Source organism: Nocardioides sp. NPDC058538 (assembly GCF_042719275.1).
In the GTDB taxonomy this organism is placed as follows: domain Bacteria; phylum Actinomycetota; class Actinomycetes; order Propionibacteriales; family Nocardioidaceae; genus Nocardioides.
This window is the reverse complement of record NZ_JBHXNY010000027.1, coordinates 21,401-39,228: the sequence shown is the minus strand read 5'-3', so window position 1 is coordinate 39,228 and position 17,828 is coordinate 21,401. Positions and strand designations below refer to the sequence as shown.

The 17,828-nt window shown below is 70.3% G+C and carries 14 protein-coding genes; 3 read left to right on the top strand and 11 right to left on the bottom strand.

The window, feature by feature from the left end; translation table 11 throughout:
* Positions 1–103 precede the first annotated feature (103 nt).
* From ACFWQC_RS21210 to ACFWQC_RS21195, 4 genes are read right to left on the bottom strand one after another with little or no spacing between them, the layout of a single operon-like run.
* The gene (locus ACFWQC_RS21210) at positions 104–526 is read right to left on the bottom strand and encodes a universal stress protein (protein WP_378682460.1); all 423 of its coding nucleotides are present in this window, start codon (positions 524–526) and stop codon (positions 104–106) included.
* Positions 526–2,058 carry a tripartite tricarboxylate transporter permease gene (locus tag ACFWQC_RS21205; protein WP_378682458.1) on the bottom strand — a complete coding sequence of 511 codons (1,533 nt, stop codon included), beginning with the start codon at positions 2,056–2,058 and terminating at the stop codon, positions 526–528. Before ACFWQC_RS21205 ends, ACFWQC_RS21210 begins: the two co-directional genes overlap by 1 nt.
* Positions 2,059–2,068: 10 nt before the next feature.
* A complete protein-coding gene (locus ACFWQC_RS21200) occupies positions 2,069–2,599 on the bottom strand; it encodes a tripartite tricarboxylate transporter TctB family protein (RefSeq protein ID WP_378682455.1) in 531 nt (176 codons plus the stop codon).
* Positions 2,596–3,549, bottom strand: coding sequence for a Bug family tripartite tricarboxylate transporter substrate binding protein (locus tag ACFWQC_RS21195; protein ID WP_378682452.1), 954 nt, complete (start codon positions 3,547–3,549; stop codon positions 2,596–2,598). Before ACFWQC_RS21195 ends, ACFWQC_RS21200 begins: the two co-directional genes overlap by 4 nt.
* Positions 3,550–3,746: 197 nt before the next feature.
* Between ACFWQC_RS21195 and ACFWQC_RS21190 the strand changes: the two genes are divergently transcribed.
* Both ACFWQC_RS21190 and ACFWQC_RS21185 read left to right on the top strand, forming a co-directional pair.
* Positions 3,747–5,474 carry an ATP-binding protein gene (locus ACFWQC_RS21190; RefSeq protein ID WP_378682449.1) on the top strand — a complete coding sequence of 576 codons (1,728 nt, stop codon included), beginning with the start codon at positions 3,747–3,749 and terminating at the stop codon, positions 5,472–5,474.
* Positions 5,471–6,196, top strand: coding sequence for a response regulator (locus ACFWQC_RS21185; RefSeq protein ID WP_378682446.1), 726 nt, complete (start codon positions 5,471–5,473; stop codon positions 6,194–6,196). The genes ACFWQC_RS21190 and ACFWQC_RS21185 overlap by 4 nt, the downstream gene beginning before the upstream one ends.
* A 10-nt stretch (positions 6,197–6,206) precedes the next feature.
* Here the strand turns inward: ACFWQC_RS21185 and ACFWQC_RS21180 are convergent, their stop codons facing one another.
* The 4 genes from ACFWQC_RS21180 to ACFWQC_RS21165 all read right to left on the bottom strand — a co-directional run bounded on the left by ACFWQC_RS21180 (position 6,207) and on the right by ACFWQC_RS21165 (position 13,465).
* Positions 6,207–7,223 (bottom strand): LacI family DNA-binding transcriptional regulator, encoded by a 1,017-nt coding sequence (locus ACFWQC_RS21180; RefSeq protein WP_378682443.1) that lies wholly within the window; start codon positions 7,221–7,223, stop codon positions 6,207–6,209.
* Positions 7,224–7,246: 23 nt separating this feature from the next.
* Positions 7,247–8,617 (bottom strand): glycoside hydrolase family 16 protein, encoded by a 1,371-nt coding sequence (locus ACFWQC_RS21175; RefSeq protein WP_378682440.1) that lies wholly within the window; start codon positions 8,615–8,617, stop codon positions 7,247–7,249.
* 208 nt (positions 8,618–8,825) lie between these two features.
* Positions 8,826–10,766, bottom strand: coding sequence for a helix-turn-helix domain-containing protein (locus ACFWQC_RS21170; RefSeq protein ID WP_378682438.1), 1,941 nt, complete (start codon positions 10,764–10,766; stop codon positions 8,826–8,828).
* A complete protein-coding gene (locus ACFWQC_RS21165) occupies positions 10,763–13,465 on the bottom strand; it encodes a DNA translocase FtsK (protein WP_378682435.1) in 2,703 nt (900 codons plus the stop codon). The genes ACFWQC_RS21170 and ACFWQC_RS21165 overlap by 4 nt, the downstream gene beginning before the upstream one ends.
* A gap of 76 nt (positions 13,466–13,541) precedes the next feature.
* Here ACFWQC_RS21165 and ACFWQC_RS21160 point away from each other — a divergent pair, with 76 nt between their 5' ends.
* On the top strand, positions 13,542–14,201 hold the full coding sequence (locus ACFWQC_RS21160) for a lysoplasmalogenase (RefSeq protein WP_378682432.1): 660 nt from the start codon (positions 13,542–13,544) through the stop codon (positions 14,199–14,201).
* Between the two features lie 76 nt (positions 14,202–14,277).
* On the opposite strand, the gene ACFWQC_RS21155 is transcribed toward ACFWQC_RS21160, so the two are convergent.
* Genes ACFWQC_RS21155 through ACFWQC_RS21145 form a run of 3 tightly spaced genes read right to left on the bottom strand, consistent with a single transcriptional unit; the run spans position 14,278 to position 17,817 of the window.
* Positions 14,278–15,963, bottom strand: coding sequence for a ribonuclease J (locus ACFWQC_RS21155; RefSeq protein WP_378682429.1), 1,686 nt, complete (start codon positions 15,961–15,963; stop codon positions 14,278–14,280).
* An 11-nt stretch (positions 15,964–15,974) separates the two neighbouring features.
* Positions 15,975–16,862 (bottom strand): 4-hydroxy-tetrahydrodipicolinate synthase, encoded by an 888-nt coding sequence (gene dapA, locus ACFWQC_RS21150; RefSeq protein WP_378682426.1) that lies wholly within the window; start codon positions 16,860–16,862, stop codon positions 15,975–15,977.
* Positions 16,863–16,878: 16 nt separating this feature from the next.
* Positions 16,879–17,817, bottom strand: a complete 939-nt coding sequence (locus tag ACFWQC_RS21145) for an LLM class F420-dependent oxidoreductase (RefSeq protein ID WP_378682423.1) — start codon at positions 17,815–17,817, stop codon at positions 16,879–16,881.
* Positions 17,818–17,828 lie beyond the last annotated feature (11 nt).

Below are 17,828 nucleotides of genomic sequence, written 5' to 3'. Positions count from 1 at the left end.
TGGCTGGGCGGTCTCGGCGGAGGGTTCGGTGGCTGTGCTCATCACCGTGAAGTATGACGCGCACACGCCCCGGAAACCGAACCCTCGCGCCGTGGAGCGGCGATCAGTCTGGCACGGAGCCCGGCTTCACGGAGAGGACCGGGCAGGACGCGCCGAGCAGGATCCGCTGCGCGACGCTGCCCATCAGCAGCTTGCCGACCGGCGTACGCCGCCGCAGACCGACCACGACCAGCTTGGCGTCGAGCTGCTCGGCGGCGTCGAGGACGGCGCCGGCGACGTCCGGGTCGATCGACTGCCGGATCTCGTGCGGCCGGCCCGACTCGGTGAGCCGGCGCTCGAGCTCGGCGACCTGCTCCTCGAGGGCGTAACGGTCGTCGACCAGGGTGTCGCCCCGGGAGGCGTTGACGACCACGACGCCACGGTCGCGACGCTCGGCGTCGGCGAGCGCCCAGTCCAGCGCGACCGAGCCGTAGACGTCGGGCGCCCATGCCACGACCACCCAGCCACCTGCGGGAGTCTCACTCATCACAGCACCTTCTCCTTCTCGTCCTCGAGCTCGTCGGGGTCGGCCGACTGCTCGGCCCGTGCCCTGAGCCGGGCGATGAACGGCCGGCCCAGGATGAACAGTGCGATCAGCACATAGATGACCACCGCCAGCGGCTCGCTCAGCAGCGCCGTGTAGTCACCGCCCGAGATGGTCAGCGCCTCCCGCAGCTTGGTCTCCATCAACGGGCCCAGGATGACACCAAGGATCAGCGGCAGCACGGGCAGGCCGAAGCGACGCATCATCAGCCCGAGCAGACCGAAGGCGACCAGCAGCGCGATGTCGAACGGATCCAGGTTGGTGGCGTACGCACCCAGGCAGGCGAAGAACAGGATGCCTGCGTAGAGCTGCGGCCTCGGGATCCGCAGCAGCCGGGCCCACAGCGGCGCCAGCGGCAGGTTGAGCACCAGCAGCAGGGTGTTGCCGATCAGGAGGCTGGCCAGCAGCGTCCACACCAGGTCGGCGTGGTCTGTCATCAGCTGCGGGCCCGGGGTGATGCCGTAGCCCTGGAGTGCGGAGAGCATCACTGCGGCCGTGGCGGTCACCGGCAGGCCGAGAGCCAGCATCGGCACGAACATCCCGGCGGCCGAGGCGTTGTTGGCCGCCTCCGGCCCGGCGACACCCTCGATCGCGCCCCGGCCGAAGTCGCCGCGCTTGGAGAGCTTCCGCTCGGTCAGGTACGAGAGGAACGTCGGGATCTCCGCACCACCGGCGGGAAGCGCACCGAACGGGAACCCGAAGGCGGTGCCTCGCAGCCACGGCTTCCAGGAGCGGCCCCAGTCGTCGCGTCCCATCCAGGGCCGGCCGACCGGAACCACGTGCGCCGGGCGTCGGCGCAGGTGGGCGGCGACCCACAGGGCCTCGCCGAGGGCGAAGATGCCGACCGCGACGACCACGATGTCGAGGCGGTCGACGAGCTGGGTCACGCCGAAGGTGAGCCGCGGCTGGCCGGTGTTGAGGTCGAGACCGACCAGGCCGATCGTCAGGCCGAGGAACAGCGCGGCGAAGCCGCGCAGGGCCGAGGTGCCGAGCACGGTCGTGGTCATGACCAGGGCCAGGACCATCAGCGCGAAGTACGAGGGCGCGCCCAGGTTGACGGCCACATCGGCCAGGGCCGGCGAGAAGAAGGCCACCAGGATGGTGCCGATGGTGCCGGCGACGAACGAGCCGACCGCGGCGGTGGCCAGCGCCTGCGCGCCACGCCCCGCTCTGGCCATCCGGTTGCCTTCCAGTGCCGTCATCACCGAGGCGGACTCCCCCGGTGTGTTCAGCAGGATCGAGGTGGTGGAGCCGCCGTACATGCCGCCGTAGTAGAGGCCGGCGAACATGATGAACGCGCTGGTCGGCTCGAGCCGGTACGTCACCGGCAGCAGCAGCGCGATGGCCATCGCCGGACCGATGCCGGGCAGTACGCCGACGAAGGTGCCCAGCAGCACGCCGATGGCGGCGTAGAGCAGGTTCATCGGGGTCAGGGCGGACTCGAGTCCACCCATCAGAAGTTCGAAGTTCTCCATCAGTCAGTCCTCACAGGATCCCGTCGAGTACGCCAGGGGTGAGCGGGATGCCCAGACCGACGTAGAAGGCGTACCAGCTGGCGACCGAGAGGACGAGCCCGACGATCACGTCCCGCACGAGCGTCCGGCTGCCGAGGCACCAGGCGGCGCCGGCGAACAGCGCCGCGCCCGAGATCGCCCAGCCGAGCAGGTTCACGGTCGCGACCGTGAACAGCAGGACCGCGACCAGCTTGAGGACCGTCAGCCAGTCGGCCGACGAGCTCAGGTCGACGTCCTCGCCCTCCTCGGGCTCAGGCTGCGAGCCGCGGGCGGTGGCGACCGCCAGCAGCACGCCGACGACGACGAGGCCGGCCCCGATGACGTACGGGAAGACGCGGGGGCCGACCGGGTCGGCGAAGCCGACCTGCAGGCCGGTGGCGTCGATGACGGTGTAGATCCCGACGACGACCAGGAACAGGGCCAGGCCGTACTGGGCCACGTCGACCCGGCGCGCCGGGCTCTTGGGCTCGGGGGGTTGAGTTTCGGTTTCGTGGACGCTCACAGCAGATCCAGCTCCTTCAGGGTCGAGGCGACACGCTGGTCCTGCTCGACCAGCAGGTCGTCGAAGTCATCGCCGGTGATGAAGGCGTCGGTCCAGCCGTTGTCCTTCAGCGCCTGCTGCCACTGCTTCGAGTCGTGCATCCGGGTGAGCAGGTCGATCAGCTCCTGCCGGCGCTCGTCGCTGATTCCCGGCGGGGCGAGTACGCCGCGCCAGTTGAGGAAGACCAGGTCGATGCCGCTCTCGGTCAGCGTGGGTGCATCGGCGAAGACGCCGGTGCCGCGCTCGTCGCCCGAGACGGCCAGGACCCGCAGCTCTCCGGCCTCCACCTGGCCCTCGAACTCGGCGAGTCCGGAGAAGCCGACGTCGATCTTCTGACCAAGGAGCGCGCTGGTGAGCGGGCCACCGCCGTCGTACGGGACGTACGTGACCTTCTTCGGGTCGATGCCCGCGGCTTCGGCCAGCTGCATCGGGAAGAGGTGGTCGGGGCCACCGGGCGAGGAGCCGCCGCCGACCACGATGGACTCGGGGTCCTCGGCCCAGGCCTTCACCAGGTCGTCGATGGTCTTGAACGGCGAGTCGGCCGGAACCAGCACCCCCTCCTGCTCCTCGATGAGCTGGGCGATCGGGGTGGCGTCCTGGGGACGGGCGTCCACACCGAAGGAGTAGGTGGAGCCGACGACGCCCAGGCCGATGGTCATGAGCAGGTTGCCGTTGCCCTCCTCGCTCATCAGGCGGGACATCGCGACGGAGCCGCCGGCGCCCAGGATGTTGGTCACCTGGATGTCGCCGCCGGTCATGTCGCCGCGGTCGAGGACACCCACGGCCGCACGGCCGGTCTGGTCATAGCCGCCACCGGGGCTGTTCGGGATCCACATGTCGAGGTCTTTGGACTCCGCGCCACGGGTCACGCCGCAGGCCGATGCCGCGGCGAGCAGGCAGGTCACGAGCACGACGGCGAGGGCACGGGTACGGCGTATGCTCGCTGCCCGGCCCCGCTGCGTCGGCAGCGGCGGTCGGGGCGGGGACTGCGATGTCGGCGTCGACAACGGCTGGCCTCCAGACTCAGGGGGATGAAACGGTCAGTGGCGATGGTCACAGTCCGGGGTGACCGCCGTCACCATTCGGCAACCAAAGGAGGTTGTGTAACTTGTGGTCACAGGGACCGCGGCGCCACCTGACGCTGGCCGGGCAGGTGCTGCTGCTGCAGCTCTCGGTGCTGCTGCTCGTCGTCGTGGCGACCAGCATCGTCTCCCTGCGGCAGAGCGACGCCGACTTCCGTGACTCCCGCGAGGACCGGCTGCGCGCCGCCGCGGAGAGCCTCGCCGGGATCGCGGCGGTCCAGGACGGGCTCCTGACCAACACTCCCGACCGGCAGGCGCTGGGCTTCTACCTGCAGACCCGGGCCGCGGACGCGGGCGCCGACACCGCCTACCTCACCGCGCTCGACGGCGAGGTCCTCGTCGCCACCGACCCCACCCGGGTGGGCGAGAGGCTCGACCTGGGCAGGCGCGAGACGAGCCGGGCCTGGTCCGGCGACATCGACGACGCCGGCCGCCGGGCTATCGCCGCCCAGGTCCCGGTCTACGGCGGAGGTTCGACGGGTGCGGACGCCGAGGCGCCGCGTCCCGTCGGCGTGGTCGTGGTGACCGAGGACTACCCGCCGCTGACCGAGCGGCTCGCCCGCACCTGGGCCGATGCCCTCACGGTGCTGCTGGCCGGTCTCGCGCTCGGCGTGCTCGGGTCGTGGCTGCTGGCGCGGCTGATCAAGCGGCGTACGCGTGGGCTGGAGCCGCGCGACATCGCCGCCCTCGCCGACCACCGCGAGGGCCTGCTGCGCTCGATCCGCGAGGGGGTGCTGGCCGTCGGCGCCGACGGACGGGTCAGCCTGATGAGCGACAGCGCCCGGGACCTGCTCGGGTTGACCTCGGACCCGACCGGACACCGGCTCGACGAGCTCGATCTGCCCGCCGAGACGCTCGCCCTGCTGAGCGGGCCCGAGGAGGTCCACGACGCGCCGCTGGTCGCCGGTGAGCGGGTGCTGGTGCTCAACCGCAACCGGGTCCGCCACGACGGCCGCCCCGCCGGCACCGTCACCACGCTGCGCGACCGCACCGAGCTGGTGGCGCTGCAGAGCGAGCTCAACGCCCGCGAGAGCGTCACCGAGACCCTGCGGGCGCAGACCCACGAGTTCAGCAACCAGCTGCACACCATCACCGGGCTCCTCGAGCTGGAGGAGTACGCCGAGGTGGGCCGGTTCGTCACCGGGCTGACCGCGCGCCGGGCGGCGCTGAGCGACCACATCACCTCCCGGATCGACGACCCCGCGGTGGCCGCGCTGCTCATCGCCAAGGCCAGCCTGGCCGCCGAGCGGCGAGTGAGCATCGACCTGGACGCCGCCAGCTCGCTCCCCCGGCTCACCCCCGACGGCTCCGCCGACGTCGTCACCGTCCTCGGCAACCTGGTCGACAACGCCGTCGACGCCGCTGCGCAAGGGTCTGTCCCTGAATTCGAAAGCGGCGGCCAGACGCCGCGAATTCAGGGACAGACCCTCGGGCCGCTCGACGGTCGGGTCGGCGTACGCCTGACGGCCGAGGGCGAGACCGTGACGGTCCGCGTCTCCGACACAGGCGGCGGCGTACCGGCCGAGCGGCTGCCCGAGATCTTCCGGCGCGGCTTCAGCACCAAGCCGCGCGACGCCAGCGGCCGAGGTGTCGGGCTCGCGCTGGTCCAGCTGGTGTGCCGTGCGCGCGGCGGCGAGGTCGAGGTGGAGAATAGCGGGTCGGAGGAGCGCCCCGGAGCGGTCTTCATCGCGACCCTGCCGGCCGCCGCGCCGCTCGCCCCACCCACCACCACCGCCCCCGAGGAGGCCCGATGACGTCCGCACCGGAGCTCACCGTGCTCGTGGTCGAGGACGACTTCATGGTGGCCTCTATCCACACCCGCTTCGTCGAGCGCGTCGAGGGGTTCCGGGTCGTCGGCGTGGCCGCCACCGGTGGGCAGGCGCTCGAGGAGACCGCCCGCCTCTCCCCCGACGTGCTGCTGCTCGACGTGCACCTTCCCGACTTCAGCGGCATCGAGCTGCTGCGCCGGCTGCGCGGACGAGGCGACGACGCCGACGTCATCGTCATCACCGCCGCCCGCGAGGCGGACACGGTGCGCGCCGCCGCGGCCGGCGGCGCCGCCCACTACGTGGTGAAGCCGTTCCCGTTCGAGGACCTGGCCGCCCGGCTCGATGACGTACGCCGCTCCCGCGAGGCGCTCGCCCGGATCGGCCAGCGGGCCGATGGAGCCGGGGGTGCCGAGCATCGCGACGAGGTCCAGGCCGGCATCGACGAGGTCTTCAGCCATCAGGGCGCACGCGAGGCTCGTGAGCGGCTGCCGAAGGGGCTCAGCGCGGAGACCGCCCGGGCCGTGCTGGCCGCGCTGCAGACCGCCGGCGAGCTCAGCGCCACCGAGTGCGCCGACGCGATCGGGGTCTCCCGGGTGAGCGCCCGTCGCTATCTCGAGCACTTCGCGAGCACGGGGCGGATCGGCGTACGTCTGAACTACGGCACCGCCGGGCGACCCGAGCGGCGATACCGCGCGGGTGACGCCTGAGGCTCCTGGCTCAGGCGGACTCGCGGATCACCAGCCGCGTCGGGAGCACGACGGAGGCCTCGACCTCCTCCCCCGCCACCAGGCGGAGGATCTGCTCGGCGAGGCGGGTGCCGATCTCGTGGATCGGCTGGTGCACCGTCGTCAGTGGCGGGTCGGTGAACCGCGCCGCCTCGACGTCGTCGAACCCGATCACCGCCACGTCGTCGGGCACCCGGCGGCCGACCCGGCGCAGCGTACGCAGGGCGCCGTCGGCCATCAGGTCGGAGGCCGCGAAGACGGCGTCGATGCCGGGATCGCGCTGCAGCAGCCGCTCCATCGCGTCGATGCCCGACTGGCGCATGAAGTCGCCCTCCTCGACCAGCGGCACCGCCCCGGGGACAGCTTGGAGACCGGTGAGGTAGCCCGCCAGGCGCTCGCGCCCGGCGACCATGTCCTGCGGCCCGGCGATGGTCGCGATCCGGCGCCGGCCGAGACCGACGAGGTGGTTCATCGCCGCTTCGACCCCGCTGGCGTGCTCGACGTCGATGTACGGCACCGTCGCCTCACCCAGCGGCCGCCCGCTGGTGACGACCGGGACGCCCGCCACCCGTAGCTCCTCGGGCAGGGTGTCGGCGCCGTGCATCGAGGCCAGCACGACACCGTCGACGGTACGGCCGTGCACGTAGCGCAGGATCCGGTCGTGGCTCGACTGCGTCGAGGCGAGCAACAGCACCAGCTGCTTGTCCGCCTTCTCCAGCGCCTCGCCGACACCCCGGATCACGCCGGGGAAGAAGGCGTCGTCGGAGAAGACCCGGGTCGCGGACTCCGGCAGGATCAGCGCGATGGAGTCCGTACGCTGCGTCACCAGGCTCCGCGCCGCCGGGTTCGGTACGTAGCCGAGGTCGGCGATGGCCCGGCGGATGCTCTCGGCGACGTCGGCGCGCACGGTCGTGGAGCCGTTGACGACGCGCGAGACCGTCGCCCGCGAGGCCCCGGCCGCCCGCGCCACCGTCTCCAGCGTCGGCCGGCCGGCCGGGGTCTCGTTCATGAGTGGAACCTATCGCCTCCCGCTCACCGGGAGAACGTGAACCAGTTGAGGTTCACGAAGTCGGCCGGCTGGCCGCTGGTGAACCGCAGGAACACCGTGTGCGTGCCGGTCACCCCGCTGATGCTGCCCGGGACCGTACGCCAGCTCTGCCAGCCTCCGGTGTTGGCCACCGAGAAGCTGCCGATCGGGGCGTTGTTCACATTGTCGAGGCGTACCTCGACCAGGCCGCTGACCCCCGCGGGCGCGCCGGAGGCGACCCGCGCCGAGAACGTGCGCGCCGCGGACGAGCCGAAGTTCACGCCGTCGTAGCGGAGCCAGTCGCCGTTGCTTAGGTAGCCGACGTTCTGACCGCCGCCGGAGTCGGTGGTCGCCTCGGTCTGGGTGCCGCTCTGGGCGTTGTAGGACTCCGCCTGGATGGTGGCGTAGGCGTCCCGGCTCCCCGGGGCGGGCGGGTCGGTCGGCTCGGTGGTGCCGCCGCCCTTGGAGTAGACGGCTACGTAGTCCACCAGCATCGGCACACCGGAGGCGGTCGCCGAGGTCGGGTTGCCGGGCCAGCCGCCGCCGATCGCGACGTTGAGGATGATGAAGAAACCGTGGTTGGTCGCGTTGTTCCAGGTCGTCGCATCGACCTGGTCCGAGCGGACCGTGTGGTAGAGCGTGTTGTCGACGTAGAACCGGATCTGCTGCGGGCTGGTGCTGCGGTCCCACTCCATCGCGTAGGTGTGGAACGACGACTGGCAGGTCGAGCCCGGGCAGCCCTGGAGGGTCCCGCCGAGGCCGGTGGTCTCGTTGCACGGGCCGCCGGGCGAAGTGCCGCAGTGCAGCGTGCCCCAGACCTGGTTGGCGCCGTTTACGTTCTCCATGATGTCGATCTCGCCGATGCCCGGCCAGTTCCAGTAGTTGCCGCGGAAGGGCTCTCCCAGCATCCAGAACGCCGGCCAGATGCCCTGGGCCGCCGCGCCGGTGACGTTCGGCATCTGGATGCGGCCCTCGACGCGGAGCACGCCGCCGGAGGGCGGCTGGAAGTCGGTCCGGGTCGTCTCGATGCGGCCGGAGGTCCAGTTGCCGGCACCGTCGCGGATCGGCTTGATGACGAGGTTGCCGTTGCCGTCCTGGTAGACGTTCTGGGTGCTGTCGCTGTGGTACGCGATCTCGCCGGTGCCCCAGTTGGCGGCACCTCCGGGGTAGGAGTGGCCGATGTCGTACATCCAGTTGTTGGTGTTGATCCGCGACCCGGCAGCGCCGGTGAAGTCGTCGCTCCACACCTTCGTCCAGCCGGCCGGGGTGCCCGGCTCCGACGCCTCCGACGCCTGCCCTAACGATGTCAGCGGGATCGCCACCGCGACCACGCCGGCCGCGATCACAGCGGCTCCTAATGCCTTGAGATTTCTCATGATGACTCGCTTCCCGATGAATGAGCGATGAGTCCGGCGACTCGTGAGAGCGCTCTCTCGAGTGTCATGGTCCCAAAGCGGATGTGACCCGCGTCACCAAATCCCGATCTCTTTAACAACCCGCCGAGTCGGCGCGTTCTGACCGAGAACAGCGCCGAGTCGGCTCGTCATGACGAGCCGACTCGGCGTGCTTGAGGTTGAGAGCGTGCTAGTTGGCGGTGTAGGTGCGCTGAGCGGCTTCCCCGGTCTTGCCGAGGGCCTTGGCCTTGCCGTCCCCGACAGCGACCTTGAGGGAACCGTCGGAGGTCTGTACGCGCAGGGGCGGGGTGACCTGGAGCGACTTGGACTCGCCGAAGGCGAGGTCACCGCTGAAGACGACCTTGCCGCGCGAGTCGCGGACGACCACGTGGGCACCGCCGCCTGCGGCGGAGACGGTCACCGCTACGGGCGAGGACTTGCCGTAGGGGCTGTCGGTGCCGGCGGAGCCGTCGAGCTGGATCGCCCCGGCCTCGGGCTCGTGCTGGGTGCCGTCGATGACCAGGCGCGCGACCGACCAGACCAGGATGACCGCCATCACCGCGGCGACCAGGACCGACCAGGACGGCCCGCCACGCATCCGCCGGACCGGGCGGATCGCCGCGCTGTGGGCGAGCTCGGCCTCGAAGACGGCGCGCGGGCTGACCGGGCCGGAGGCGTACTTCTCGTCATAGGTGCGCAGCAGCGGCGCGACCTCGATGCCGAGGACCCGGGCCAGCGTGCGCAGGTGACCGCGGGCGTAGAAGTCGCCGCCGCAGGGGCCGAAGTCGTCGACCTCGATCGCCTCGATGACGTGCGGACGGATCCGGGTCCACTCGGCCAGGCCGTCCATGTCCAGGGCGAGCCGGCGGCGGGCCGCGGCGATCTCGGCACCGATCTCGGGGACCTTGGTCGGCACCACCTCGGTGGGCTCATCGTCGAGACCGTCGATCCGGTGTCCTGAGCTTGTCGAAGGGGCCAGCGCCTTGACCTCCTCGTCAGGCACTGCGATCGGATGTACGCCCTCGAGCTCGGAGTCTTCGACGTCGGACTCGATCGCATCCGCGTCCTCGACGTCCGCGTCGGCGAACGCCGCCTCCGCCAGGTCCAGCTGGAGCGCGTTGGCACCGTGGACCGCGATGGTCTCCTGCGGCTCCTCGGGCACGTAGCGTACGTCCACCCGGACCGCCGTCGAGGGCTCGCGCAGCGGTGCGACCGGCTCCGCCACGGAAGCCACTTCGGGCTCGGGCTCGGGGTCGGTCTTCGGCGTCGTCTCGTCCTGGTTCGTGTCCCGGTCCACCTGGTCCTGCTCCGCCTCGTCCACCACGTCTGCGGCATTGATATCAGGCTCGTCCAAGACCCGGAGCATCCGGGGGTTGGTGTCTCCGGCCTGCTCGGAGAGGGGCGGTCGGACCGCGGTGTCACCGTCGTCCGAGGCGGCATCGACAGTGTGGTCTTCGGTGCTCTCGTCGGTGTCCGCCTCCGGCTCCTCCGCCTCGAGCGCAGGATCGATCTCGACGACCTCGACGCCGTCGGCGGCGACGATCGCGATGGCCTCGGTGACGTCGTCACCGGCACCCAGGACGCGGGTGGAGAGCCCGAGCGGGAGCGAGAACGGGAGGCCGTAGAGGCGCTCGGTCAGCATCGCCTGGCGCCGGGCGGTCGGCGAGAGCTCATCGAGCACCTCGTCCTCGTCGTGCAGCAGCACGCCGATGCGGCCGTCCTTCCAGAACCGCTCGATCCCGTCCGGGCGAGGGGTGTGCTCGACGGACTCGATCTTCGACCACGGGATGCCCTGCCAGGTCTGGCCGAAGCGGAGGCGTACGCCCTGCTCGTCGACGAGCAGCAGCGGCATCCGCGAGTCCCAGACGGTCCAGCCCTGCACCGCCGCGACGGCGAGCAGGATCAGGCCGACCAGGTAGCCCTCGATGCCGCCGCGCAGCACGAAGGCGAGGCCGACCAGCAGCGACGCGAGCGCCACCACCAGCGCGAGGCGTCCGTTGCGGCGTACCTCGACGACGTCGACATCGTGGGCCTCGGCAGAGTCGACTGCCTCGGCAGGATCGACTGTCTCAGCAGGATCGGCGGTCTCGGCAGGGTCGGCGGTCTCGACCGCCGGTGAATTCTCGCTCACATCTCCCCCTGGATCGTTGCGATGACGCCGTCGATCTCGTCAGGCTTGACGAGTACGTCGCGTGCCTTGGAGCCCTCGGAGGGACCGACCACGCCGCGCGACTCGAGGATGTCCATCAGGCGGCCGGCCTTGGCGAACCCGACGCGGAGCTTGCGCTGCAGCATCGAGGTCGACCCGAACTGGGTCGAGACGATCAGCTCGATCGCCTGGATGACCAGGTCCATGTCGTCGCCGATGTCGTCGTCCAGCACCCGCTTGGATTCCGCGGGAGCGGTCACGTCCTCGCGGTAGGAAGGCTCGAGCTGGCCCTTGACCGACTTCACGACCGCGTTGATCTCCGACTCGGAGACCCACGAGCCCTGCACACGGATCGGCTTGGAGGAGCCCATCGGCAGGAACAGCCCGTCACCCTGGCCGACCAGCTTCTCCGCACCCGGCTGGTCGAGGATGACGCGCGAGTCGGCCAGCGACGAGGTCGCGAAGGCGAGCCGCGAGGGCACGTTGGCCTTGATCAGACCCGTGACCACGTCGACCGAGGGCCGCTGCGTGGCCAGCACCAGGTGGATGCCGGCGGCACGGGCGAGCTGGGTGATGCGTACGACCGCGTCCTCGACGTCGCGCGGGGCGACCATCATCAGGTCGGCGAGCTCGTCGACGATGACCAGCAGGTAGGGGTAGGGCGACAGGACCCGCTCGGAGTCGGGCGGGAGCTGCACCTTCCCGGCGCGCACGGCCTTGTTGAAGTCGTCGACGTGGCGGAAGCCGAAGTTGGCCAGGTCGTCGTAGCGCATGTCCATCTCGCGTACGACCCAGGCCAGCGCCTCGGCGGCCTTCTTCGGGTTGGTGATGATCGGCGTGATCAGGTGCGGCACGCCCTCGTAGGAGTTGAGCTCGACCCGCTTGGGGTCGACCATGATCATCCGCACCTCGTCGGGCGTGGCCCGCATCAGCACCGAGGTGATCATCGAGTTGATGAAGGACGACTTACCCGAACCGGTCGCGCCCGCGACCAGCAGGTGGGGCATCTTGGCGAGGTTGGCGACCACGAAGCCGCCCTCGACGTCCTTGCCGACACCGGTGATCATCGGATGGTGGTCGCCGCGCGCGGCGTTGGAGCGGAGCACGTCGCCGAGGGTGACGATCTCCTTGTCGCTGTTCGGGATCTCCACACCGACGGCCGACTTGCCGGGGATCGGCGAGAGGATGCGTACGTCGGCGGAGGCCACCGCGTAGGCGATGTTCTTCTGGATGCCGGTGATCTTCTCGACCTTCACGCCGGCGCCGAGCTCCACGATGTAGCGGGTGACCGTCGGGCCACGGGTGTAACCGGTGACCGCGGCATCGATGTTGAACTCCTCGAGCACCGCCTGGAGCCGGCTGACGATCTCGTCGGAGGCCTTGGAGCGGGCCTTGTGCGGCGAGCCGGGCTTGAGCAGGTCGCTGCCCGGGAGCGTGTAGGCCACGTCGCCGGCGAGCATGAGCTGCTCGACGCGCTGGGGCAGCTCGGCGTGCGGCGGCGGCTCGAGGTCGCGCCGCTTGCCGGGCTTCGGGGCGCCGTCGTTCATGGACCCGGTCGCGACCGCGGGCAGGAGGCCCGCCGCGTCGCTGGGCACAGCCTCGTCGGGCTGGGTGTCGGCGTCCGAGTCCTCGTCGAGGGCGAGCGCGATGTCGAGCCCGTCCTTCTTCCGCTTCTTCTTCGGCTTCTCCTCCTCGAGGAGCGGCGTCTCGTAGGGCTCGAAGCCCTCCGGGTCGAAGGTGTCGTCGTCGGCGAAGAGCTTGTTGCCCCGTCGCACCCGCCGGATGTTGGTGCCGCTCTCGCTCATCTCCTCGGGCGGCGTCAGGCCGAGCGCGCGATCGCGGAGCTCCACCAGGCGACTCGGCACCTGGTAGAGCGGGGTCCCGGTGATCACCAGGATCCCGAAGACGACGAGAAGCGAGAGGAGTACGACGACCACGGCCGTCGAGCGCATGACGTCGAGCAGCAGGCTGGCCACGACGTAGCCGATCGCGCCGCCGGCCCACTGCAGCTCGCTGCTGTCGCCCGAGGTGGGCTGCGGGTTGCCGTTGGCGATCTGGATGATGCCGAGCGTGGCCATCAGGAACGCGGCCCAGCCGATCGCGAGCCGGCCGACCGGGGCGGCGTCGACCGGGTCGCGCATCAGCCGGGCACCGGCGACGACGAGCCCGACCGGCACCAGCCAGCCGACCTTGCCGACGACGCCGGCCACGGCGATGCGGACCACGTCGAAGAACTGCCCGCCGAGCTGGAACCAGACGCCGGCGGCGACGAGGACGGAGAGGCCGATCAGGAACAGGCCGGCACCGTCGCGCCGGTGCTCCGGCTCGAGATCACTGGCGGCCTGGCCACCGACGCGGAAGATGGCCGCCACTCCCCCGGCGATCGCCAGCCACAGGCTCGCGATGGTCGAGAAGATGGCGTCGAAGAGGACCGCGATCGGGCTGGGCCCGTTGCGTACGGCACGAGGTGGCGTACGGTTCGTCGTCTTCCGGTTGGCTGGCCTCTTGTTGGCTGACTTTGCGGCGGGACGGCGCTTGTTCTGGCCTTTGTTCGGCGCTGCCTTTGAGCGGGCCCGGCTCGTGGCCGTTGCTCGCTTTGTCGTGGTCGTACTCCGGGGACGGGTGCTCTTGTTGGTGGTCGAGCTCCGCGAACCCGGCGGGGAAGACGTACGGGTCGCCATACAAGCAGGGTATTTGACCGAGCGGCCTGGCTCCGGGACCCCATGGGGGTGTGTTGCATCGGTGTAGTTTGCCGCCATGCAGAGCCTCGCAGTCCTCATCGCCCTTCTCACCGTCGCCGATGCCGTGGCGGACTGGACCTGCGTGTGGCTCGGCTGGCGGCGAATCCATTACGTCACCAAGCCCCTGGTGATGGTGGGGCTGATGGTGTTGGTGGGACTCGTCAGCGACGGGGAGCCGGCAGCGTGGTGGCTGATCGTCGCGCTCTTCTTCGGGATGCTCGGCGACATCTCGATGATCGGGTCCTCGGCGCGGCGGTTCCTCGGCGGTGTGGGGCTCTTCTTCGTCGGCCACCTGGCATACGCCATGACCTTCCTCGCCCTCGGCCTGGAGACCCCGACGTGGTCCTGGGCAGGCTTCGTGGTCGCGGTCGCGCTGGCGATCCCGATGGGCCGGGTGCTCCGGGGCGCCCGGGAGATGGGCGGCGTGCCGATGGCTGCGGCCCTGGCCGCGTACTCCCTGGTGATCGCCACCATGCTCGTGCTCGGTTGGCTGACCGGGAGCGTGTGGATCGCCGCGGGAGCGACGATCTTCGTCGTCAGCGACACCCTGATCGGGCTCAATCTCGCCGAGCACGGCAACGAGCCGCCGCGCCTGACCGACGTGCAGATCATGGTGACCTATCACGTCGGCCAGGCGCTGATCACGGCTGGCGTTCTACTACAGCTTGTCGCCTAGGTTGCTTCACAGCGTGGATCTCGACCCGATCGATCCCTTCGCGTTGGTCCTGCGAGCTTCGCTCGCAGGACCAGGCTCAGGCCTCGATCACTACGGGGACGATCATCGGGCGGCGGCGGTGGGTGCTGGAGACCCAGCGCCCGAACGTACGCCGGATGGCCTGCTGTAGCTGGTAGGTGTCGGTCGCACCCTCCGAGATGGCCCGGTTGACCGCCTTGACGATCGGCTGCTTGATCGGCTCGAAGGCGTTGTCGGGCCACACATGGCCGCGGGCATGGATCTCGGGGCCGCTGGCGACGGTGCCCTTGACCGAGTCGACCACGACGACGATCGAGACGAAGCCCTCCTCGGACAGGATCCGGCGGTCCTTGAGCTCGGACTCGGTGACGTCCCCGACGGTGGTGCCGTCGACGAAGACGTAGCCGCACTCGACCTTGCCCGCGATCTCGGCCTTGCCGTCGATGAGGTCGACGACGACGCCGTCCTCGGCGTAGACGACGCTCTCGACGCCGGTCTGGCGGGCCAGGTCACCGTTGGCGAGCAGGTGACGCACCTCGCCGTGGACGGGCATCACGTTGCGTGGGCGGACGATGTTGTAGCAGTAGAGCAGCTCGCCGGCGCTGGCGTGGCCCGAGACGTGCACCAGGGCGTTGCCCTTGTGGACCACGTTGGCGCCCAGACGGGCGAGCCCGTTGATCACCCGGTAGATCGAGTTCTCGTTGCCCGGGATCAGGCTGCTGGCCAGCAGGACGGTGTCGCCCGGCTCGATGTGCACGAAGTTGTGGGTGCCGTTGGCGATGCGGGACAGCGCCGACATCGGCTCGCCCTGGGAGCCGGTCGAGACCATGACGACCTTCTCCGGCGGCAGCTCGGCGAGCTCCTTGGCGTCCACGATGACGTCCTCGGGCACGTGCAGGTAGCCCAGGTCGGAGGCGATCTGCATGTTGCGGACCATCGAGCGACCGACGTACGCCACCTTGCGGCCGTGTGCGACCGCGCTGTCGAGCACCTGCTGGACGCGGTGCACGTGGGAGGCGAAGCAGGCCACGATGATGCGCTGGTCGGACTCGCGGAAGACCTGCTCGATCGCGGGCGCGATCTTCTTCTCGGCGGTCGTGAAGCCGGGGACCTCGGCGTTGGTGGAGTCGGTGAGGAACAGGTCCACACCCTCCTCGCCGAGCCGGGCGAACGCGCGCAGGTCGGTGATCCGGCCGTCCAGCGGCAGCTGGTCCATCTTGAAGTCGCCGGTGTGCAGAACGAGGCCGGCGCCGGTGCGGATCGCGACCGCGAGCGCGTCCGGGATGGAGTGGTTGACGGCGACGAACTCGAGCTCGAACGGCCCGAAGGAGATCGTGTCGCCCTCGCGTACCTTGTGCTGCACCGTCTCGCGCAGACGGTGCTCGCGCAGCTTGGAGCCGAGCAGGGCCAGGGTCAGCTCGGAGCCGACCAGCGGGATGTTCTGGCGCTCGCGGAGCAGGTAGGGCGTCGCGCCGATGTGGTCCTCGTGGCCGTGGGTCAGGACCAGCGCCTCGATGTCGCCGAGCCGGTCACGGATCGGGCCGAAGTCGGGCAGGATCAGGTCGACACCGGGCTGCTGCTCCTCAGGGAAGAGCACGCCGCAGTCGACGATCAGCAGCCGGCCGTCGTACTCGAAGACGGTCATGTTGCGGCCGACCTCACCGAGGCCGCCGAGAGGGGTGACCCGCAGGCCGCCCTTGGGGAGCTTGCCGGGTTCGGTCAGCTCCGGGTGTGGGTGAGACAAAGGCGTTCCTTCTAGAGAAGGCCAGAGGCCTCCAGCCCGGCTCGCAGCGCCTCGACCTCGTCCGCGTCGAGCGCCACCAGGGGCCCTCGTACGCTGCGGTTGTCGATCACGCCGGTCAGCTCGAGAGCGGCCTTGGCAGTGGTGGCTCCGTAGTTCGGGACGCCCATGATGGCGTCGATCGCGGGGAGCATCCGCGCATAAGTCTTGCGGGCGGTCTCGATGTCGCTCGCCGCGAAGGCGTCGATCATCGTCCGCGTCTGGTCGCCGAGCACGTGGGCGGCGACGCTGATCACGCCGACGGCGCCGTGCGCCAGCCAGGCGAGGGTGAGCGCGTCGTCACCGGAGTAGATCGAGTAGCCGAGGTCGAGCAGCCTGGTGCCGCGCGGGAAGTCGCCGGCGGCCTCCTTGACCGCGACGACGGTGTCCCAGGTGATCGCCTCCCGGTAGGTGTCGAGGGTGATCGGGGAGCCGGTGCGGCCGGGGACGTCGTAGAGGATGACCGGGGTGTCGGTAGCGGAGACGACGGTGCGGAAGTGCTCGCGGATGCCGCGCTCGCCCGGCTTGTTGTAGTAGGGCGTCACCAGCAGGAGGCCGTCGGCGCCGATCGAGGCCGCCTGCTTGGCGAGCTCGACGGTGGTGCGGGTGTCGTTGGTGCCGATACCGGCCACGATCTTGGCGCGGTCGCCGACGGCGTCCTTGACCGCGGCCAGGATCTCGCCGTCCTCGGCCGGAGTGGTGGTCGGCGACTCGCCGGTGGTGCCGGAGACGACGATGCCGTCGTGGCCGTGATCGACCAGGTGCTTGGCGACTTTCTGGGTCTGCTCCAGGTCGACCGAGCCATCGTCGTTGAACATCGTGACGAGTGCGGAGAGCACGGTGCCGAAGGGAGCATCAGTCATGGCGTACAGACTATCGTCAGACGCGCTGCATGACCTCGTCGGCTACGAGTGCGAGATGGTCCAGATCGCTCAGGTCGAGCACCTGGAGGTAGATGCGGGTCGCGCCGGCGTCCTCGAACCGCTTGATCTTGGCGACCACCTCGTCCGGGGTGCCCCCCAGACCGTTCTCACGCAGCTCGGCGGGCTCGCGGCCGATCGCCCGCGCACGGCCGGCGATCTCGTCCTCGTCGCGGCCGACGCAGAGCACCTGGGCGGCGGAGTAGATGATCGAGTCGTCCCGGCCGGCCGCCTCCACGAAGCGACCGACGTTCTCGAACAGCGCCTGGGACTCCTCGACGGAGACGAAGGCGGCGTTGAACTCGTCGGCGAAGGTCGCGGCCAGCGTCGGCGTACGCTTCTTGCCGCCGCCGCCCACGATCACCGGGATCGAGCCGGCGTGGCCACGGGTCTGGATCGGCTTCGGCAGGCCCGGGCTCTCCTTGATCGTGTAGTGCTTCCCGTTGAAGTCGAAGGTCTCCCCCGGCTCGGTCGCCCACAGCCCGGTGATGATCTCGAGCTGCTCCTCCAGCCGGTCGAACCGCTCCCCCAGGGCCGGGAACGGGATCCCGTACGCCTCGTGCTCCTCCTCGAACCAGCCCGCTCCCAGGCCGAGCTCGACCCGGCCCTCGGACATGTCGTCCACGTTGGCGGCCTGGATCGCCAGCACACCCGGGAGGCGGAAGGTCGCGGAGGTGACCAGGGTGCCGAGCCGGATCGTGCTCGTGTCGCGGGCAAGGCCGGCGAGCGTCGTCCACGCGTCGCTCGGTCCAGGCAGACCGTCGACCGAGCCCATCTTCAGGTAGTGGTCGGAGCGGAAGAACGCCCCGAACCCCAGCTCCTCGGCCTTCTGTGCGACAGCGAGGATGTCGGCGTAGGACGCCCCCTGCTGGGGCTCGGTGAAGATGCGTAGCTCCATGCCGTTTACCT

Excerpts from the sequence above, each read along its gene's own strand:
- ACFWQC_RS21210 (WP_378682460.1), bottom strand. The coding sequence starts at position 526 with ATGAGTGAGACTCCCGCAGGTGGCTGGGTGGTCGTGGCATGGGCGCCC.
- ACFWQC_RS21205 (WP_378682458.1), bottom strand. The coding sequence starts at position 2,058 with ATGGAGAACTTCGAACTTCTGATGGGTGGACTCGAGTCCGCCCTGACC.
- ACFWQC_RS21185 (WP_378682446.1), top strand. The coding sequence starts at position 5,471 with ATGACGTCCGCACCGGAGCTCACCGTGCTCGTGGTCGAGGACGACTTC.
- ACFWQC_RS21180 (WP_378682443.1), bottom strand. The coding sequence starts at position 7,223 with ATGAACGAGACCCCGGCCGGCCGGCCGACGCTGGAGACGGTGGCGCGG.
- ACFWQC_RS21175 (WP_378682440.1), bottom strand. The coding sequence starts at position 8,617 with ATGAGAAATCTCAAGGCATTAGGAGCCGCTGTGATCGCGGCCGGCGTG.
- ACFWQC_RS21165 (WP_378682435.1), bottom strand. The coding sequence starts at position 13,465 with ATGGCGACCCGTACGTCTTCCCCGCCGGGTTCGCGGAGCTCGACCACC.
- ACFWQC_RS21160 (WP_378682432.1), top strand. The coding sequence starts at position 13,542 with ATGCAGAGCCTCGCAGTCCTCATCGCCCTTCTCACCGTCGCCGATGCC.
- dapA (WP_378682426.1), bottom strand. The coding sequence starts at position 16,862 with ATGACTGATGCTCCCTTCGGCACCGTGCTCTCCGCACTCGTCACGATG.
- ACFWQC_RS21145 (WP_378682423.1), bottom strand. The coding sequence starts at position 17,817 with ATGGAGCTACGCATCTTCACCGAGCCCCAGCAGGGGGCGTCCTACGCC.